Consider the following 18,218-nt stretch of genomic DNA (forward strand, 5'->3'; position numbering starts at 1 on the left):
GCTGGAAGTGGTAGTGAATGCCTTCCTCTTCGCACAGACGCTGGACGAAGTGCAGGTCGGTTTCGTCGTACTGCACGCAGTAATCGCGATCCGGGCATGGCTGGCTGAGCTGGAAGCTGTAGGCGTTGCCCTTGATGCCATGTTCTTCGAGGATCAACGCGATGATTTTCGGCGCCGACATCTGCTGGTAGATGCGCTGGTTGGTGCGGTGATGCAGGTATTGCAGTTGCGGCACCATCGACACTTTGTAGCGAGTCAGGCGCTTGCCGGCATCGCCTTGGGCAACGCGGTAGATCTGGCCGTGGATGCCCGAGCCTTGTGGATCGAACGCCAGAAACGCCTGCTTGTGCAGCAGTTGCTCAAGGTCCAGATCAGGGTTTTCGCTGACCAGTTCGAGGTCGAAACGATACGGCTGGCTGATGCCTTCGGTGCCGGTGAACGACAGCACTTGCAGGTCGCCGACGTAGTCTTCGACCTTGAGGCTGAAGTGGGTTTCGTTAGCTGGGTTGAACATAAAGTGCTCCCTGTTCGAATGTCATCCGTTACGCCCGAAGTCGCAGACGTTGCAGCCAGGACGAAGTGGCGCCCAAGGCGTCACGCAATTGTTGGGCAGTGATGCTGCGTTCTGCCGGGTCGAAGCTCAGCGCGGTTCGCAGCGCTGGCCAGCCGTGTTTCGGTAAGTTCGCCGGCGCATGCAGCTCGCGCTCCAGGTGCTCGTCGCGGGCCTGGGTCGAGGGCAAGCGGCGGAACGGGTGTTTGCCGCCCGCCAGTTCGTAGATCACGCAGGCCACGCCGTACACGTCCGCGCTGGCCGACAACGGTTGGCCCTCAAGCAGTTCGGGGGCGGCGTAGCCCGGGGTCCAGGCGTTGAAGCGTTCGCGGCTCAGATGCGGCAGGCCGGGCATCACACCCTCCTCTGCCTGACCGAGGCCGAAGTCAAAGAGGCGCAAGCCGTCTTCGCTGAGCATGACGTTGCTCGGTTTCATGTCACCGTGCAGCACGCCGCGACCGTGGGCGTAGGCCAGCGTGTCGAGCAGCGGCAGGACGATGTCGCGCAGCTCTTGCCACGGCAGGCCGAGGGGCCGCTCGCAGAGCAATTTGTCCAGGGTCAGGCCACGCATGTATTCCATGGTGATGAAGGCCCGCTGGCAATCGGTGTCGACTTCAAAGGTGTGCGCACGCACGACGTTGTCGTGGCGCAGGCGTCGGGTCAGGGCGAACTCGCTGTAGAGCAAGGCACTGGCGTCCGGCGATTCGGCAAATTCTTCGCTGAGGATTTTCAGCGCGATGTAAGGATCGGGATCACCGAACTGTTCGTGCAGCAGATCCCGCGCCCGGTAAACGGCGCCCATGCCACCGGCCCCGAGCAGGCGCTCGAGGTGGTAGCGACCGGCGAGTACGTCCGGCAGAACACCGATGCTGGCCTTGGTTGGCGCCAGCAAAGGTGCTGCTTTGTTTTCCTTGGCGAAGGCGAAGTAGGTCAGGTTGTTGGCCTGTTCTTCGCTCATCAGCAAGTCATCGACTGAGGATTCGATTTCAGTCATTGGCGGATCACCACGGCTGTCAGGTTGTCGCGCGCGGCCCCACGCAGGGCGCCGTCGAACAAACGTTCCAGCGCCACGTGCGGCGCGCTGAGGCTGAGGGCGTTGCCGAGGGCATCGCTGCTCAGGCCCTGATACAAACCATCGCTGCAGAGCAAAAACGCATCGCCCGGATAGACCTCGAGTTCCAGTACATCCAGGGTCAGTGTTTCGGCCGCGCCGACGGCTCGGGTCAAGGCCTGAGCCGCCGGGTGCGCTGCCGCTTGTTCGACGCTCATTTGTTGCTCGTCGATCAATTGCTGTTGCAGCGAATGGTCCTTGGACAGCTGATACAACCGCTGCCCGCGCCACATGTAGCAACGGCTGTCGCCGGCCCAGATGCAGGCCGCGCGATTACCTTCCACCAGCAGCGCGACGACGGTGCTGCCCATGATGCTGTCGTGGCGTCCGGCGGTGACCGTCAACTCCTGCCCCAAACGCCGGTTCAGCCAGTGCAGGCACTGGCGAATGGCTTTGAGGCGTTCGTCGAAGTCCTCGTGTTGCGGCAGTTCAGCCAGGCTGGCGACGATCAACTGGCTGGCGATGTCGCCACCCTGATGACCGCCCATGCCGTCCGCGACCACCCACAGCCCCTGCTGTGGCGAGTCGAGGAAAGCATCTTCGTTGCGCGCCCGCACCTTGCCCGGGTCGGTACGCGCCGCGCTGCGCCAGGCACTGGCCACGAGCATCAGAGCTGCACCGGCATACGGAAGGTGCGCAGTACGCCCATGTCGAACGGGTTCGGCGTGCGCTGGCTGGTCAGCAGGTAGTTGGCGCGCAGGCCACCTACGTCGGCTTTCAGCACCAGCACGTCGCGACCGCTCAGGTACTCGGTCTGCATCAGGTCGAACAGACGGAACAGCGACCATGGGCCGGAGTTCTTCTCGATGCCGATCGGGCGCCCGGCCATTTTGTCCATGACCAGACTGGTGCGACCGTCCTCAGCATCGGTCGGCCATTTGAACGACATTGGCAGGATCGGACCGTGGCGGTATTCCATGGTCTTGTCGCCGAACTTGAACTCGGAACGGCTGACCGCCGGGTCGAGGGTGTACGGCTCCAGTTTGAACTGCACGGTCGGCTCGGCCGGGTTGATCGAGAAGAAGCTCTGACGAATCGTCAGCGCCGCCGCCATCTGGTCCAGATACATTTTCGACACCGGCAGGCTGTGACCGTCGACGCTGCGCATGCGGTAGTTGCCCGGATCGCCACTGACGAACGGACGCATGTAGCTGTCGAAGAAGCGGTCGACGGTGCCTTGAGCGCGGAAGAACTCGCGGAAATCGCTGATCGCCACGTCGCTGGTGCTGCTGGCGCTGAACGGATAACGCTTGCTGATGGTTTTGCCATACACGCTGTACAGCTCGTTCTGATAACGGCCGTTCAGGTATTGGTAAGCATCGTTAAGCACCAGACGCCACGAGTCTTCGGCCAGCACGTTGAACCACACGCTGAGCGGACGCGGCAGACGGCTAGACGCATTGCGCAGGTTGGTCAGCGCATCACGCTGGCCGCTCATGCGGGTTTTCGCCATTTCGAACGCGGCTTGTTCCGGCGTGCTGGAACGGGCCAGGCCGGCCAGTTGCAGTTGCAGGTCGTTGAGCGCGTTCAGCGCTGGCGTCAGGTCCGCCGCCGGGCCGTTGTTGTCATCGAGCAAACGATGCAGCGGTTCGAAGCGGCGTTGCAGCGACTTCTTCGCGGTGTCCGGCAGGGTCTTCGCCACGTTCAGGGCCGAAGCCTTGTCTGCTGCGGCGGCGGCAAGTTTGCCAACCTTACCCAGTTTGCCTTTCTGCCCAGCCAGCGCATCAGCAGCGTCGCCAGCTTCTTCGACAGGATCTGCAGCGGCCTGGAAGCGGGTGTTCTCACGCACTTCAGTGAGCAATGCCAGCACCGGCGAGTTGGCCGAGGTCAGGCCCGCCAGTTGTTCGGCGCCTTCACCGGCGTCGCTGATCGGCGGCAGGGCAACCTGGCCAACCGCTTCGCTCCAATAGTTGGCGTAGTCGCGGAAGTACAGTTGCTCCAGCTCGACCATCAGACGACGCAAGTCCATGTCGCTGATGCCCGCACCTTCGCCCAGCACCCAGTTGTCACGCAGGATGTCGGTAACCAGCGCCGAACCCTGTACCGAGAAATACTGCTGATAACCGGTTTGCGTGTAGAAGCCCGGGATCACGTATTCGGTGCCGATAAACAGCGAGCCTTGTGGACCGAGGTGTTGGCTGAAACGGTAGTCCGGCAGGTTGCGCGCCTGCTCGCGGAGCATGCGGTAAACCACCGTGGCCAGCGATTCGCTGCGCAAGACCTGACGCGCCTGAGTGACCAACTGATCGTTCAGCGGGTAGATAAACGGCTGCTTCAGCAGACGTTCCAGATGCGCGCTTAAACCGTTCTGCACAGCGGTGTTGCCGGTGTAGCGCGTCGACCAGTCAGTGGCGACCCAGTCCTTGAGCCATGCGGCATCGCGACGGTCCTTCATGTTCAACATCAGGTACGCGCGCAGGCTGTTGAGCAGGCGGTCGCGGTCCTTCATGTTGGCGCGGATCTGCCCTTCGAGCATCGTCGCTACCCGTGGCAGCAGTTGCTTTTCAAGCTCGCGCTCGTAAGCCTCTTTGACCACTGGATTGACGTCTTCGCCCTGATACAGACCGCCACGTTCGTGATACGAAACGTCGCCCTTCTTCGGGAACACCTGCGTCGCGGCGTAGCTGCTGTCGAGGGTTTTCAGCACGCCCATGGCATCATCACGCGGCGACAATGCCGTGCGTTGTTGCGTCCAGTTCTGCGCCAGATTGCGCAAGTTTTCCAGACGCTCGTAGTTGGCCGAGAAACCACCCGCCCAGAGCATGCCGAACAGTGCCAGTGCCGCCAGTGCGCCAACGTACAGCGCACGCTGGCCCCAATGAATGCGGCTGCGTTCGCGCTTGTCCAGACCAGCCAAATCGGATTCCGGGAAAATCACCTGGCTGAACAAGTGATGAATGAACCGCGAACGACCGCTGCGCAGGGTCGGCAGCACACCGGCGCTCATGCCGAGGCTGGCGCCGATGCCGGCGGTGGTCGCATCCATCTCTTGGGTCAGGTGCGGCGCGCTGGTCAGGTAGAAACCGCGCAGCTGCGTGGCACGCTGATAACGGTTGCCGGTGAACGCCATGTCGACGAACAGGCACAGGCGCTCGCCGATCTGTCCGAGTTGATGCGGGAAGTCGAGGATGCGGCCACGGCGCTGGGTATCGCGCTCGGAGTGCATGCGCATGATCACTTGGCTGTTGAGGCGACGCAGCAGTTCTTCGAATTCGTTGCGCAGCACAGCAACGTCAGTGCCGATCTGATCCTTGCGGAAACTGGTGCCGAGCACCTGATCGCTTTCTTCGCGGGTCAGTTGATCGAAGAACTCGTCGAAGCCGAGCAGCTTGTCAGCCTTGCTCAGGACCAGATAGACCGGCACGTCGACGTGCAGTTTCTGATGCACGTCTTGCAGACGGCCGCGAATCTGGCGCGCGAGGGTGTCGATGTCCTGCTCACTGCCGCCGAGCAGGGTTTCCACCGGAATGGTCACCAGCACGCCGTTCAACGGACGCCCGCGACGACGCTTGCGCAGTAGCTCCAGCAGCGTTGTCCAGGCACCGCCGTCGACTTCCACATCCGGTTGCGTGGTGTAACGCCCGGCGGTGTCGATCAGCACACCGTGGTCGGCGAAGTACCAGTCGCAATGACGGGTGCCGAGGGTGTCGCGGGTCAGCTTGCGGTCGATCTTGTTGATCGGGAATTCCAGACCGGAAAAGTCCAGCAGGCTGGTCTTGCCCGAGGCCTGCGGACCGATCAACAGGTACCACGGCAAGTCACTGCGCCAGCGCTCGCTGCGGCCGCGATACAGGCTGGAAGTCTTCAGGGTTTTCAGCGCGTCTTTGAAGCGCGCCTTCAACTCCTTCTGCTCTTCGTCGATCAGCTCTTCGCGACGAATGCGGTCCTGGCCGTCTTCGCTTTCTTCCTCGGCTTTCTTGCGGATACCCGCGCGCCAGCTGACGAAGACCATGGTCAGGCCCCAGATCAGGAACAGCACAGCGATGGTCAGCAAGCGAGAGGTCGAGCTCTCCCAGAACTTGTAGTCATCAACCGCCAACAACGGGCCGACGAACCACACCAGCAGCGCCACGAACAGCACCAACAGCAAAGTCCAGACCCAGGTCTGGCGCAGGAAGGCGCCGACTTTCTTGAAAAACTTTTTCATCACACGTCCCTGTTTACGGCTGCGACTGCGGTTGCACCGCGGCCGGATCAAGCGGCTGATAAGGTTGCAGAACGGTGTCGCGCTGCTCGCCCAAGACCCAGGCGAAGCCCGAATACATCACCACCAGACAGACCAAAGTGAACAACACCACCATCCACGCCGGCACGATGCGCACCAGGTTGCGACGCTGATCGTTGAGACCTTCCCAGTGCGGCGACAACTCGCGCGGCACGTCGCCACGCAACTGACGGATCTGCCGGTACAAGGCGTCACGGATGCCTTCAAGCTCGAGCATGCCGCGTGCCTGTACGCGGTACTTGCCCTCGAAACCGAGGGACAGGCACAGGTACATCAGCTCGAGCATCGGCAAGTGCTTGACCGGGTTTTTCGACAGGCGATCGAGCAACTGGAAGAACTTCTCGCCACCGAAGGTTTCGTTGTGGAAGCTACTCAGCAGACTCATCTGCGACCACTCGCTTTCGTTGCCCCACGGTGTGGTCACGACAGCTTCGTCGACCACGGTGCAGAGCACGTAACGCGCGGCCATCACCTGGCTGCTTTCGGCGCCGTTGTGCAGGGCGCGTACTTCAAACAATTTCAGCCCGGCAGTCAGACGCTCGTTGAGTGCGTACAAGTCTTCGCGGGTTTCGCTGTGCTTGAGGCGCACCACTTCCGAAAGCAGCTCGGACGACGCCGCCACCAGCGAATTGAGACTGATGTTGAACGCTTCTGCCGGGCGCAGGCGCGCGGCGTAGATCATGCGTTCTTCCAGTTGCTCGAAACGCGGCGGCGCGGCGAAGTCGGTCAGCGGACTCGATGCCGGTCCGTGGCCTTGACGATCGAGCAGGACGGTTTTGTCGTCCTGGTTGTAATCCGTTTCCTTGATCATGTCGGTCAGTTCCTGATGGCCCAGAATTTCAGTTCAAGCTCGGCGAATTCGCCGGACACATGGAACGCGAAACCGCCGGAGCGCTCGAGTTGTGCCAGGTCTTCGGAACTGAGTTCGAGGATGAAATAGGTTTTGTTCGAATGGAACGCGATCTGCCGCGGGGCCACCGGCAACGGTTTGACCTTGATCCCCGGCAAGTGCAGGTTGACCAGTTGGCGGATACGCTCCACCGGGCCGACCTTGAGGTGCGCCGGCAAGCGATGGCGCAGTTCTTCGGAGTCGCAGTTGGCACTGGCTGCCAGCACGAACGACGCCGAGCCGAGCAGTTTGTGGTCGTGCAACGGCGAGACGATGATGCCGTACTGACGCGCTTGCAGGATCAGTTCGATGGCGTGCTGTTCGAGCACCATCGACAGCACCTGACGAATCGCTTCCATCAGTTTGCGGAAGCTCCCGCCCTGATCGGCGTGGGAGTAGCGGCTGTCCAGGCGCGGGCGTTTGCTCTCGCCGGAAAAGGTCGCCAGATCGCCGAGCATGGTCAGCAGCGTGCGGTACAACTCTTCCGGGTGCACTTGCTCCAGGCCGAGGTAGTGGCGCAGCAGCAGTTCGGTGCGGTTGATCAGTTGCAGCATCATGAAGTCGCCGACTTCGGCACCGCCGACCTTGCCGTTGGAGCGAATCCGCTCGGCAATCGTGTCGCCACGGTGGTTGAGCATGCTGATGACTTCTTTCAGGCACGACAGCAGATAGCTGGAGGCGTGGGCCTGAATGTAGGTCGGCACGAAATCCGGGTCGAGGCTGATCACGCCGTCCGGCGTGGTGTCGAGCACGTCGCAGATCTTCAACTTCACGTAAGCCTGATCGCTCTGCTGCTCGCCGAGCAACAGTTTGAAGTCCGGGCGACCGCAGCTGACCTGGCTGGCGGAATCGTCGCCGGCGTTGGAGTCGGCCACTTCGGCGTCGTACGCGGTGTAACGCGCGAGCACGTCGGATTGCTCCGGGCGGCGCGACTCGATGTGGTTACCGGTGACCAGCGGCAGCGCCAGGTAGATCGGCGTGTTGCCGGTGTTCGGCGGTACGTCCAGCGCCAGCGGCTCGGTGTTGCCACCGAGTTCGAACAGGCTGCCGTCCGGCAGAATCCCCGAGGCTTCACTGATCACCAGTTTGCCCATGTTGAGGAACTGCAAGTCGATCTCCAGATTGAGGAAACCCCAGGTGTAGCCACCCAGCAATTGGGTGCGGGTTTTCATCTGGTGATCGTAATAACGATCGTTGTGCTGGAAGTGCTGCGGACGCAGCAGCATGCCTTCCTGCCAAATGACTTTATGGGTATTCATGATCAGTCATCCGCCTTGGCGAGCACTTGATTGGTGTTGCGGATGCCGGTCTGGTCCAGAGTCAGATCGACTTCAGTGACCTCCAGCGGAGTGATCTGAACGGTGTGGCGCCATTGGGTGTCCGGCAAGTCGCGGTAAGCGGCGAGAACGCCAACATAAAGGCTGCCCTCTTCCACCTTGAGCTTCATCTCCACGGTTTCACCCGGGCGCAGCTCAAGCTCTTCGCTGGCCACCAGATCCGGATTGAGGGATTCCTTGGCGCGTTCGTAAAGGCTGAAGAAGTCAGCGTTCTCGAAGGTCACCGGGTGCTTGAGTTCGAACAGGCGCACGACGATCGGCGACGGCCGACCGTTGAGGTCCGGGTTGAGCTGATCGCTGCCGGTCAGCTTCAGGTTGATCTTGGTCACTTTCGAGTACGGCGACAGCGACGAGCAACCGGCGAGCAGCACCAGCACGGTGAGCGCAGTCAGCGTCTTGAAAAAAGCGGTCGAGCGGCGAGACATGCGCATCATCCTTGGTGGTCGGTGTGGAGGGTGGAGATCAGGCGGATCTGTTCTTCGTAAGCCTGGGCAAAGTCGCGGGCCAGCAGACGCTCGCTCCAGTCATCGTCCTGACGCAGCGCCTGGTGATATCGGCCGAACGCTCTCCAGCGCCCGCCCGAGGTGGCGATCAACGGCTTGTTGTCGCGCTCGAAACGCAGGGTCAGTTGCTCCGGCGAGAAATGCTCCAGCGTGCCGCGTACGGCGGCGCGGCTGGCGGTCAGCAGTGCCACTTGATGCGCCTGCAGGTCGCGGAACGCGCGGGAAATGGCTTGCTCGGCCGGCAGATGGCCGGGCTTGCTTGGCTGCAACAGAATCTGCAGGGCTTCGCTCGGATCGACGGCGAATTTCAGCGGGTTCTTGTTGGTGCCTTGCACGGTGGTCTGGGCCAGACGCAGTTCGTTTTTCAGTTCCGAACGAGTGCGCAGGCTCTGCTGCAAACCGCCGATGCTTTGGCGCAACAGACGCGCAGCATTCAGCGCCAGGGCTTCGCGTTCGTCGTGGCTGAGGCCTTTGACGTCGACGCCCAGCGCCGCACCGAAGTGCTCCCAGAAACCTTCGCTTTGACGCTCAACGGCTTTCGGCGCCGGAGCGGGTTCAGGTTCGACGGGCGCGGCAATCAGCTCCGGCACCATCAGGCTTTCCATGTCGATGCGCGCGTAGTCGGCGCGTTGACGGGAGTCCTCAGGCTTGGTGTTCGGCGCCAGCAGTTCGTCGATTTCCGAATACACACGCTCTTGCTGTTCGAGGGCATTGAGCGGGTCGAGATCGAGGAACGCGTCGTCGGGAATGATGCTGCCAGCAGCGCGCGGGCGGCCGACTTCACCGTCGAAGGTCGCCGGGTCGCGCACCAGCCGCGCGCGAATTTCGAAGTCGCCCAGCACGTAGGTGCTGCCGTGTTCGATGCGCACCGGTTCGCCTTTGTGCAGACGCGCACCGCTTTCGCCGTCCTGGACACCGTTGCTGCTGGTATCAGTCAGGAAGAACGTGCCTTCGCGGTAGCTGACAATCGCGTGGTGATTGGACAGGTGACGCTTGCGGTCAGGGATGATCCAGTCGCAGTCCTCGCCCCGCCCGATCACGCCGCCGGCCTGTTTAAAGGTCTTCTGGCACAACTCGGTGGGCACGAACTGCTTGGTGTTCAGCATTTCGAAAACCAATTCCATGTTTGATGCTCCTTGCGGTCACTTGCCGCGATTGACCGCTTGCGGATCACCCAACGGGCGATAGTCGTTGTCGTTGAATTTGTAATTGCCGCTACAGCCGCCCAGGCCGCATAGAACGACGAGGGTCAGCAGGACAGCTTGCCAGTGACGAACAGACATCAGAGGGTCTCCAGGGGTAGACAAAGCACAAAGCGCCGACCCTTGCGGGCGGCGCTGAAATTGGTTTTTGCGAGGATTTCGATGACTTTTTGCCTACCCATCGAAATCTCCCAGATTGATGTTCAGACGGCCGAGCCGATACAGCAGCGTGCGCCTCGGAAGGCCGAGCTCGCGGGCGGCGAGGGTCTGGTTGCCGTCGTTCTTGCGCAGGCAGTCAAGCAATAACGTGCGTTCGACCTGCTCCAGACGTTCGCGCAAATTCAGGTGGCTGTTGTCTTCCGGCATTGCCTCCATGCGCAGGGAGAAATGCTCGGCGAGCAACTCGCCGCCCTCGCACAACAGCACCGCACGCTCGACCAAGGCCTTGAGTTCACGCACGTTGCCGGGGAAGTTGTAGCCGGACAGGTGTTCCAGCGCCGCGCTCGACCAGCGCACCGGATCGCGCTGCAAATACGTGCAGGTCTTCTCGGCGAAGTGCTGGGCCAGTTCGAGGATGTCGCCTTCGCGCTGACGCAGCGCCGGCAGCTCGATCGGGAATTGCGCGAGGCGGTAGTACAAGTCCTCGCGGAATTTGCCTTCGCTGACCAGCGTCGACAGATCGCGGTGCGTTGCGGCGATGATGCGTACATCGATTTTGTGCGTGTCGTTGGAGCCCAGCGGACGGATCTCACCTTCCTGCAACACGCGCAAGATCTTCGCCTGCAACGACAACGGCATGTCGCCGATCTCGTCGAGCAACAACGTGCCGCCATTGGCCGCATCGAACAGACCAGCGCGGTCGCGGTCGGCACCAGTGAAGGCGCCTTTGCGATAGCCGAACAGTTCACTTTCCAGCAGATTTTCCGGAACCGCCGCGCAGTTCTGCACGATAAACGCCTGCGACCGACGCGGGCCGCAATCGTGAATCGCCCGGGCGACAACTTCCTTGCCTGTGCCGGTTTCGCCGCGCAACAACACGGTGTACGGACTGTGCAGGACTTTGCTGATCAGCGAATGGGTCTGGCGCATCGCCGCGCTTTTGCCGATCAAGCCATAGCCACTGATGCTCGGCACGCTGCGCGCTACCGTGGCCGACTCCGCCAGTGGCTGGCGCAGGCGTTGCAGCAAATGCAACTGGCCAAGCACGAACGAGCCGAGCTGGCCGAGGGAATCGGCGAAGCCTTGCAGGTTGGTGCGACGACGGCTGGCGCACAGCAGCAAACCTTCAACAGCTTTGTGCTGATTGACCAGTGGTACGCACAGCAGCGACTGCCACGGCGAGTTCGCCGCCGGCAGAAAACTGGTTTCGTGCAGGCTGCCGCTCAAGTCGTCGAGGCACACCACGCGGTTCTGGCACAGGGCGAATTGCAGCAGTTGCTCACCGTTGTAATCCGCCGGCAGGCTCGCCGCTTCGCGCGGTTGCAAGGCACCGTCGAGGCATTCGGCGTTCATCCCCAGGCACGTGTGGGTGGCGTCGAGCAGATACAGCTGCGTCAATTCGCAACCGCTCAGCTCGGCCAACCCGCGCACGAAGTCACCCAGCAACGCAGCACCGTCCGCCGCCCGCGACAGACTGGCGAACTGCGCCAGCAACGCTTCGGCATAGACCAGTGGCTGCGGCACCTGAGTGAACATCACACCCACCTCAGGCGAACTCGCACGTCACGCTGGCTTCACCGTCGAGCGTGGCATGTACACGCTTGAGGCTTTCGCCGGTAGCCATGGCGTCGAGCAAACGATCTGCCACCAGCGGCAGCACGTGCTGATCGAGCAGATGATCGATCAGGCGCGCACCGCTGTCGCTTTGCGTGCAGCGCTCGGACAGGTGATCGACGAGGTTCTGGCACCAGCTGAAATCCAGCTGACGACGGTTGAGACGCTCGCCGAGACGACCGAGTTTGATCTCGATCAGCTCGCGCAGCACCGGGCCGCCGACCGGGTAGTACGGCACCACTTTCATCCGCGCCAGCAGCGCCGGTTTGAAGTGTTTGCTCAGCACCGGGCGAATGGTTTCTTCGAGCACTTCGGCCGTCGGGCGTGCGCCGTTTTCGCAAAGGTCGCTGATGCGGTCGCTGCCGAGGTTCGAGGTCATCAGGATCAACGTGTTGCGGAAGTCGATCTCGCGACCTTCGCCGTCGTTGGCCACGCCTTTGTCGAAGATTTGGTAGAACAGGTTGAGCACGTCCGGGTCAGCCTTTTCGACTTCATCGAGCAACACCACCGAGTACGGTTTCTGGCGTACGGCTTCGGTGAGCATGCCGCCCTCGCCGTAACCGACGTAGCCCGGTGGCGCGCCGATCAGACGGGAGACGGTGTGCTTCTCCTGGAACTCGGACATGTTGATGGTGGTGATGAAACGATCACCGCCGTACAGTAAATCAGCGAGGGCCAGTGCGGTTTCGGTTTTACCGACGCCGCTCGGGCCGACCAGCAGGAACACGCCGACCGGCGCGTCAGGTTTGTTCAGGCCGGCAGCGGTGGCGCGCATCGAGCGGTCCAGTGCGTGCACGGCTTGTTCCTGACCACGGATGCGCGTGCGCAGGTCGGTGGCGAAACTGGCGACCTTGGCGTTGTGCTCGCGGGCCAGTTGCGCCAATGGCACGCCGGTCCAGGCGCTGATCACTTCGGCGACCAGACGCGGGCACACTTCGAAGCTGACCAGACGCTCTTTGACTTGAGCGGCGGTCAAGGCGCTGTGGGTTTCGTTGAGTTGGGCTTCCAGCGTTTCGACGCTTTGGCCTTCTTCGACTTCGGCAGCGACGGTTTCGATCACGGTGCCTTCGGCGTCTTCTTCAACGGTGACGGTCGGCTCGACAGCGGCGGCTTCACGAGCCTTGGCCAGTTGCTGACGCAATTCCAACAGGCGCTCGGCCAGTTGCTTCTGTTCAGTCCACAGGGTTTCCAGCGCGACCATTTCGTCTTCGGCTTCGTCCAGACGCGCTTCCAGTGCATCCAGCGCTTCGTGGTCGATCAGCAGACCGGCTTCGGCATCGCGGCGCAGGGCCTGACGCTGACGGCCACCTTCAGCCAGTTCGCCACGCAGGCGCTCAAGGCTTTCCGGGGCAGCGGCGAGGCTGATGCGTACGCGGGCGCAAGCAGTGTCGAGGACGTCGACGGCTTTGTCCGGCAGTTGCCGACCGGCCAGATAACGTGCGGACAGTTCAGCCGCCGAGACCACCGCGTCATCACGCAGATAGATGCCGTGGCTCTTCTCGTAAACCTGGGCCAGACCACGGAGGATGGTCACCGCTTCACTGACAGTCGGTTCGTGCAATTGCACCGGTTGGAAACGACGGGCCAGCGCCGGGTCTTTCTCGAAGTATTTCTTGTACTCGGCCCAAGTGGTGGCGGCGATGGTGCGCAATTCGCCACGGGCGAGTGCCGGTTTCAGCAGGTTGGCCGCGTCGGAACCGCCAGCGTTGCCCCCCGCGCCGATCAGGGTGTGAGCTTCGTCGATGAACAGAATGATCGGTTTCGGCGAAGCTTTGACTTCGTCGATCACGCCTTTGAGGCGACGTTCGAATTCACCTTTGACGCTGGCGCCGGCCTGCAACAGGCCCATGTCCAGCGACAGCAGTTCAACGCCTTTGAGCACTTGCGGCACTTCACCGGCGGCGATGCGCGAAGCCAGGCCTTCGACGATAGCCGTCTTACCCACGCCAGCTTCACCGACGACGATCGGGTTGTTTTTGCGGCGACGGGCGAGGATGTCGACCATCTGGCGGATCGCGCCGTCACGGCACAGCACCGGGTCGAGTTTGCCGTCACGGGCCTGTTGGGTCAGGTTGTGGGTGAAGCGCTGCAACAGCGATTCGCCCTGCGCGGCCGGTTTGCCATTGGCTGCCGGTTGCTCCTGTTGCGACAGGGCAAATTCCTTCAGGCGATCGATGTTCAGCTTGGCGAGCAGCGGCTGATAGCGGCTGCCGGCGTAGCGCATCGGGTTGCGCAGCAGCGCAAGGATCAGCGCGGCGTCTTCGACCTGGGTCTGGCCCAGTTCGAGGTTGGCCACCAGCAGCGCATCTTGCAGCCACTGCACCAGTTCCGGGGCGAACACCGGATTGCGCGAAGCGCTGTGTTCGACGCGCGATTGCAGCGCGGCGCTGAGTTCACCGGCGTCGACGTCTGCATCCTGCAGTGCGCGCGACAGCAAGCCGTTCGGACGCTCGAGCAGGCCGAGCATCAAATCTTCGACGAGGATCTTGCTACCGCCACGGGCCACGCAACGCTCGGCGGAACGTTCCAGATCACGACGGGTTTCGGCGTCCAGCGCCTGGATGAGTTGTTGCAGGTCTACGTTGATCATGGCTCACGTCCTTAATGAATTTTGCTGCCCAGGGTCACCACGCCGTCCGCTTTTTCGCGGCCCAGCCAACTGGTCCAACCGAGGCGACAGGCGTTCTGCTCACCGATGCGCAGTTCGCGGATTTCTTCCTGGCGCAACACCAGGCGGATGTCGTAATCGAGCGGGTCACGCAAAGTGAACCGCACCAGCGCGCAGAGCGGCTGGTAACCGAAACCGATCGGCAGGAATTCATGGAATCGCTGCCAGTCGAGTTCGGTGATGTGAATGCGGAATTTGCCGCTGCGGTCGCGCACGTGTTCGCCGAGCACGAGGTCTTCGCCGAGCAGGCTGTTGGCGCGGCCCAAACGATTGCGCTGCTCTTCGAGAATTTCTACGCGGCGCTCGATGCACTGCTCGATGACCAGGTCTTCGTGCTTGAAGTAGTAACGCAGCACGGCTTCGATCAACGCCGCCGAGTGCGCCCGCAAGCTGAGCAGACCGAGGTACGGCAGCAGGCGTTTCCAGTTGAGCTCCTTGGCCTTGCGGATCTCGTCGCCGCCCAGACCGATCAGGGCGAACAACTGCGACGAGAACGGGTCGATCGCGCCGCTCTGGAAGCTCGCGCGATAGCGGTACTTGCGCCAGATCGGCAGCATCAGCCGTTGCAGGCGATGGTGGAACAGGTCGAGGAAGTTGCGTGTCGGGTTGCCGTCTTCGCTGTCGCCCAGGGCTTGTTCGCCATAGAACGCCGGCAGCGGCGAACCCGAGCCGACCAGGCCGATCAGGTTGAAACGCATGCGCGCGCGCATCTGCCCGTGCTCTTCGAAAAACTCGACGCGATCGACGTCGCTGCGCGGAAAGCCCAGGCTCGGGTTGGCCTGGAACTCCACGTGGTCGTACAGATCGTCTTCGCTCAGGTGCGGGTGTGCCTCGCGCAGCCGGTCGATCACCAGCAGCACGGCCTGAAACAGCGAGTACTCGCGTATTACCTTGGTCAGCCCGCTTAAAGCAGGGGCTGCAGGCCCATACGTGGTGTCCATTGGTACACCTCTCCCTGTGTGCTTTTTACGCGCAGCTCATGGAATGAATTGAGACTGGCGTAAAGCGCGAAAAACTCGTTAAGAACCGAAGCGAAAACGAACAGGTCGCCTTCGCCGATGTACCCTTCCGGGTCGATGGTCAGTTCGGTGCGCAAACCGCGCACCGGCAACCCACGGTGCAAGCGGTCGACGTGGTGATGCTTGATGTGCTTGAGGCCGCCGAGCAGACGTTTGCTGACCTTCTCCGCATGCTGGTCGTAGTAGCGCGGCAGGTCGTAGGTTTCGAGAATCACCTTCAACGCATTGACGTCGGCCAGCGACAGATAGTTAAGCGACATGTTGCTGATCAGCTTCCACAGGAAGTCACGGTTCAGCGGCGGCGCGAAGCTCGACGTGGCCGGGGTGATGTTGCGGAAACTGAGGAACTCCGGCGTCTCTTCGCAGGCCATGCAGATGTCGCCAAGCTTGAGCTTGCGCGGCAGGTTCTGGTTGGTGCAGATCAGCTCGATCGACAGGGTTTCATGGGCTTCGGTATGGCGGATGCCGAAGCTCAGGTAGGTGTCGAGGCCATCGTGCAACAGCGAAGAACGCTGGCGAATGCTGTAGTGCGGACGGCTGTTGGGCACGTCGAAACTCGGGTCGTGCTCGAAGGATTCGAACGGCACATATTCCTGATAACCAAGACCGCCGGGCTTCCAGCCGGTCACGGTTTCCACCGAGAACACGCCGCAGTTTTCCAGATCGTATTCCGCTGGCAGCAGCAGGTATTCGTCCTGCTTGCCGTCGAGGCGGATCGGCAGCGCGTCGTGGGCGAACAGGTTGGCAATTGGCGTGCAGAACAGCTTCACGTTATCCAGCGTCGGCCGCATGCGCATGATGCCGCTCTTGCGAATATCGAAGCGCAATTCGAGGCCACGCATCTGCTTGAGGGTGTCTTCCGGCAGCGCGTTGATGATGTCCAGACCGTTGACGTCGACGAACAGGAATTTGTCCTGGAAGGCGAAGTATTCCTGCAGGTAGCGATAGCCGCGGAAGGTGTTTAGCGGATACGGGATCAACGCTTCTTCTTCGGCAAAGCCCACCGGTTTGACCCGATCACCGGGAATCTTGAACGCCATCGGCTTGCCGCTGACGCCATCAATCGGTTTGCCGGCGCCGTCGAGCGGGATCAGTTCGATGCCTTCAAGGTTGCGCAGCAGGCTCAGGTAGAGCATCTGGCTGATATAGCGCTCGCCGGCAAAGTGCAGACGCAGCTTGCTCAGTTCCAGTTCACCGAGGTGACCGTCGGCGCTCATTTCCAGACGCAGGCTGAGCAGCGAGCCGTCGCCCTTCACCGAGTAATTCAACGCGGCCAGATCCAGCGGCAGCACGTCAGTCGGGTAGCAAGTACGGAAGCGGCAACGCACGTCTTCGATCGGCTTGCTTTCGATCGGCGTATCGCGCTCGACGCGTAATGCCGGCCCGGAACGCTTGAGCGGATCGAACTGCAAAATGCTGAACGCCGGCAGCGGACGCATGTAGTTCGGCCACAGCAATTGCATCAACGAATGGCTGAGCTCCGGCAGCTCGTCATCGAGCTTCTGGCGCAGCCGCCCGGTCAGAAACGCAAAGCCTTCGAGCAACCGCTCCACATCCGGATCCCGCCCGGCCTGGCCCAGATACGGCGCCAGCGCCGGACTACGCTCGGCGAAACGGCGACCGAGTTGGCGCAGTGCGGTGAGTTCGCTTTGGTAGTAGTGGTTAAACGACACGGGTTACCTGCCTGGTAGTGAAACGCATCAAAAAAATATCCTGTAGAGCGCGACCGTCACGCCGGCACAGACATAACCGCCAATCAGCAGGAACGGCACAATCGAGATCCAGCCGTACGCCATGTAGGCATCACTGAGCTGACCGACGACCAGACTGAGCAGGCCATACAGCATCCATGGCACGGCGTAGAACGGGATGAACTTCACCGGCGCCCACCAAACCATCCGCAGTGCCTGTTGCTCGTTGCGGCTCTGCGCCGATCGGGACATCCATAGCGAAAAACCCAAAAGCCCGGGAATTCCCCACCACAACAGGTACTGCCAATAAATCCCGGACGACTCGGGTGTTGAATACTCGCCACTCCACAGGTCATAGGAACTGATCGCCAACACCGCCAGCAATGGCCACCACAATGCAGCCATGAAGAAGCTGAGTTGCGCGCGACTGAGCATGAGCATCTCGCTTGATGAGTCGGTCATCGGCGAACCTCCACAGCGTGATCCATGCACCATGTGCGGACATCGCGCTTGTCGAAGCCTGCGCACCCATTGTCTTTCGCGATTACGCGATATGAATGTTCAGGGACGTACGCAAAAAAGTAATAGTTGTCCCTGTCCTCACCGTAGAGCCAGTAAGACGAAGAACCTTGATTGATTTCGTAAGGTTCGAATGTCCAGATGGACGACTGCGCAGGGATAAAATTTTCGCGGTCCATCAGCAACATAAAAGCGTTGGAAAGCGCGTGCGCAGCAAAATAGAGCATGCAAGCGAACGCTCCCACCACGAGTAGCAAGCGCTGCAGCCAAATCATTGCGAAGCGACCTGAGTCGGTCATGCGTCCGTCTCCTGCCCCGGGGTCGCTGGCACGTATTGATTCATCGCTGCGCAACTCCCTGTTTTTGCGGCGTGATCGCGACACCCGTATAGACATAGAGCTCTTCACCGCCGTAGCCACCAATTGCCGCAGCGCTGAGTGGATGGCTGTCCCTGGTGCCATATCGAACCCAGCCTTCAGTCCACATCCCACCATTTTCGTGACGAATTTCCACGTAATAGTCCGGCGCTTCGTGCTTGGTAATCTCGACGAATACCCCGCCATCCTCGGCGCCAACCCACAACGCGTTGGGATGCGCGAATAGCTTTGGTTCGGTCGAGCTTTCCATTCGCACCAGCAGCGTCAAGCCGACCAGAATCGCCAGCAAACCGACCGAGCTGAGAAAAGCGATGAGACATTGCCAGGCTCTGAGTTTCATCGAGCCAACCCGAA

Annotated in this window: 16 protein-coding genes; all 16 read right to left on the reverse strand. The window is 61.4% G+C overall.

Annotation, left to right across the window (positions count from 1 at the left end; translation table 11 throughout):
- The coding region (gene tssI / locus PMI23_RS18515) for a type VI secretion system tip protein TssI/VgrG (protein ID WP_007950064.1) at window positions 1-514 on the reverse strand (514 nt) is incomplete at its 3' end.
- Between the two features lie 28 nt (window positions 515-542).
- Entirely contained in the window at window positions 543-1,544 is a 1,002-nt protein-coding gene (locus PMI23_RS18520; RefSeq protein ID WP_007920304.1) for a serine/threonine-protein kinase, read from the reverse strand.
- Window positions 1,541-2,269 carry a PP2C family protein-serine/threonine phosphatase gene (locus tag PMI23_RS18525; protein ID WP_007920303.1) on the reverse strand — a complete coding sequence of 243 codons (729 nt, stop codon included), beginning with the start codon at window positions 2,267-2,269 and terminating at the stop codon, window positions 1,541-1,543. Before PMI23_RS18525 ends, PMI23_RS18520 begins: the two co-directional genes overlap by 4 nt.
- Window positions 2,269-5,808 carry a type VI secretion system membrane subunit TssM gene (tssM, locus tag PMI23_RS18530; RefSeq protein ID WP_007920302.1) on the reverse strand — a complete coding sequence of 1,180 codons (3,540 nt, stop codon included), beginning with the start codon at window positions 5,806-5,808 and terminating at the stop codon, window positions 2,269-2,271. Before tssM ends, PMI23_RS18525 begins: the two co-directional genes overlap by 1 nt.
- Before the next feature lie 13 nt (window positions 5,809-5,821).
- The gene (gene icmH / locus PMI23_RS18535) at window positions 5,822-6,697 is read right to left on the reverse strand and encodes a type IVB secretion system protein IcmH/DotU (protein WP_007920301.1); all 876 of its coding nucleotides are present in this window, start codon (window positions 6,695-6,697) and stop codon (window positions 5,822-5,824) included.
- A gap of 5 nt (window positions 6,698-6,702) precedes the next feature.
- Window positions 6,703-8,034: a type VI secretion system baseplate subunit TssK gene (gene tssK, locus PMI23_RS18540; protein WP_007920300.1), complete on the reverse strand. Its 1,332-nt coding sequence runs from the start codon at window positions 8,032-8,034 to the stop codon at window positions 6,703-6,705.
- A 2-nt stretch (window positions 8,035-8,036) separates the two neighbouring features.
- Window positions 8,037-8,537, reverse strand: coding sequence for a type VI secretion system lipoprotein TssJ (tssJ, locus tag PMI23_RS18545; protein WP_007920299.1), 501 nt, complete (start codon window positions 8,535-8,537; stop codon window positions 8,037-8,039).
- 5 nt (window positions 8,538-8,542) lie between these two features.
- On the reverse strand, window positions 8,543-9,739 hold the full coding sequence (gene tagH / locus PMI23_RS18550) for a type VI secretion system-associated FHA domain protein TagH (RefSeq protein WP_007920298.1): 1,197 nt from the start codon (window positions 9,737-9,739) through the stop codon (window positions 8,543-8,545).
- Between the two features lie 18 nt (window positions 9,740-9,757).
- The gene (locus tag PMI23_RS18555; RefSeq protein ID WP_007920296.1) at window positions 9,758-9,898 is read right to left on the reverse strand and encodes a hypothetical protein; all 141 of its coding nucleotides are present in this window, start codon (window positions 9,896-9,898) and stop codon (window positions 9,758-9,760) included.
- A gap of 93 nt (window positions 9,899-9,991) precedes the next feature.
- Window positions 9,992-11,512: a sigma-54 interaction domain-containing protein gene (locus tag PMI23_RS18560; RefSeq protein ID WP_007920292.1), complete on the reverse strand. Its 1,521-nt coding sequence runs from the start codon at window positions 11,510-11,512 to the stop codon at window positions 9,992-9,994.
- 10 nt (window positions 11,513-11,522) lie between these two features.
- Window positions 11,523-14,180 carry a type VI secretion system ATPase TssH gene (gene tssH, locus PMI23_RS18565; protein WP_007920290.1) on the reverse strand — a complete coding sequence of 886 codons (2,658 nt, stop codon included), beginning with the start codon at window positions 14,178-14,180 and terminating at the stop codon, window positions 11,523-11,525.
- Between the two features lie 11 nt (window positions 14,181-14,191).
- The gene (tssG, locus tag PMI23_RS18570) at window positions 14,192-15,199 is read right to left on the reverse strand and encodes a type VI secretion system baseplate subunit TssG (RefSeq protein ID WP_007920288.1); all 1,008 of its coding nucleotides are present in this window, start codon (window positions 15,197-15,199) and stop codon (window positions 14,192-14,194) included.
- A complete protein-coding gene (gene tssF, locus PMI23_RS18575; RefSeq protein ID WP_007920286.1) occupies window positions 15,163-16,950 on the reverse strand; it encodes a type VI secretion system baseplate subunit TssF in 1,788 nt (595 codons plus the stop codon). The genes tssG and tssF overlap by 37 nt, the downstream gene beginning before the upstream one ends.
- Before the next feature lie 27 nt (window positions 16,951-16,977).
- Window positions 16,978-17,430 carry a hypothetical protein gene (locus PMI23_RS18580; RefSeq protein WP_007920284.1) on the reverse strand — a complete coding sequence of 151 codons (453 nt, stop codon included), beginning with the start codon at window positions 17,428-17,430 and terminating at the stop codon, window positions 16,978-16,980.
- Window positions 17,427-17,786 (reverse strand): hypothetical protein, encoded by a 360-nt coding sequence (locus PMI23_RS18585; protein WP_007920282.1) that lies wholly within the window; start codon window positions 17,784-17,786, stop codon window positions 17,427-17,429. The genes PMI23_RS18580 and PMI23_RS18585 overlap by 4 nt, the downstream gene beginning before the upstream one ends.
- A gap of 40 nt (window positions 17,787-17,826) precedes the next feature.
- Window positions 17,827-18,204: a hypothetical protein gene (locus tag PMI23_RS18590; protein ID WP_007920280.1), complete on the reverse strand. Its 378-nt coding sequence runs from the start codon at window positions 18,202-18,204 to the stop codon at window positions 17,827-17,829.
- Window positions 18,205-18,218: the final 14 nt, after the last annotated feature.

The organism is Pseudomonas sp. GM24, assembly GCF_000282235.1.
Taxonomy (GTDB): domain Bacteria; phylum Pseudomonadota; class Gammaproteobacteria; order Pseudomonadales; family Pseudomonadaceae; genus Aquipseudomonas.

What these genes read in the sequence shown, in the direction of transcription:
- PMI23_RS18560 (WP_007920292.1), bottom strand. Translation starts at nt 11,512, where the DNA reads ATGTTCACTCAGGTGCCGCAGCCACTGGTCTATGCCGAAGCGTTGCTG.
- tssG (WP_007920288.1), bottom strand. Translation starts at nt 15,199, where the DNA reads ATGGACACCACGTATGGGCCTGCAGCCCCTGCTTTAAGCGGGCTGACC.
- tssM (WP_007920302.1), bottom strand. Translation starts at nt 5,808, where the DNA reads ATGAAAAAGTTTTTCAAGAAAGTCGGCGCCTTCCTGCGCCAGACCTGG.
- icmH (WP_007920301.1), bottom strand. Translation starts at nt 6,697, where the DNA reads ATGATCAAGGAAACGGATTACAACCAGGACGACAAAACCGTCCTGCTC.
- tssJ (WP_007920299.1), bottom strand. Translation starts at nt 8,537, where the DNA reads ATGTCTCGCCGCTCGACCGCTTTTTTCAAGACGCTGACTGCGCTCACC.
- tssK (WP_007920300.1), bottom strand. Translation starts at nt 8,034, where the DNA reads ATGAATACCCATAAAGTCATTTGGCAGGAAGGCATGCTGCTGCGTCCG.
- tssH (WP_007920290.1), bottom strand. Translation starts at nt 14,180, where the DNA reads ATGATCAACGTAGACCTGCAACAACTCATCCAGGCGCTGGACGCCGAA.
- PMI23_RS18555 (WP_007920296.1), bottom strand. Translation starts at nt 9,898, where the DNA reads ATGTCTGTTCGTCACTGGCAAGCTGTCCTGCTGACCCTCGTCGTTCTA.
- tagH (WP_007920298.1), bottom strand. Translation starts at nt 9,739, where the DNA reads ATGGAATTGGTTTTCGAAATGCTGAACACCAAGCAGTTCGTGCCCACC.
- PMI23_RS18590 (WP_007920280.1), bottom strand. Translation starts at nt 18,204, where the DNA reads ATGAAACTCAGAGCCTGGCAATGTCTCATCGCTTTTCTCAGCTCGGTC.
- PMI23_RS18585 (WP_007920282.1), bottom strand. Translation starts at nt 17,786, where the DNA reads ATGACCGACTCAGGTCGCTTCGCAATGATTTGGCTGCAGCGCTTGCTA.
- PMI23_RS18520 (WP_007920304.1), bottom strand. Translation starts at nt 1,544, where the DNA reads ATGACTGAAATCGAATCCTCAGTCGATGACTTGCTGATGAGCGAAGAA.
- PMI23_RS18580 (WP_007920284.1), bottom strand. Translation starts at nt 17,430, where the DNA reads ATGACCGACTCATCAAGCGAGATGCTCATGCTCAGTCGCGCGCAACTC.
- PMI23_RS18525 (WP_007920303.1), bottom strand. Translation starts at nt 2,269, where the DNA reads ATGCTCGTGGCCAGTGCCTGGCGCAGCGCGGCGCGTACCGACCCGGGC.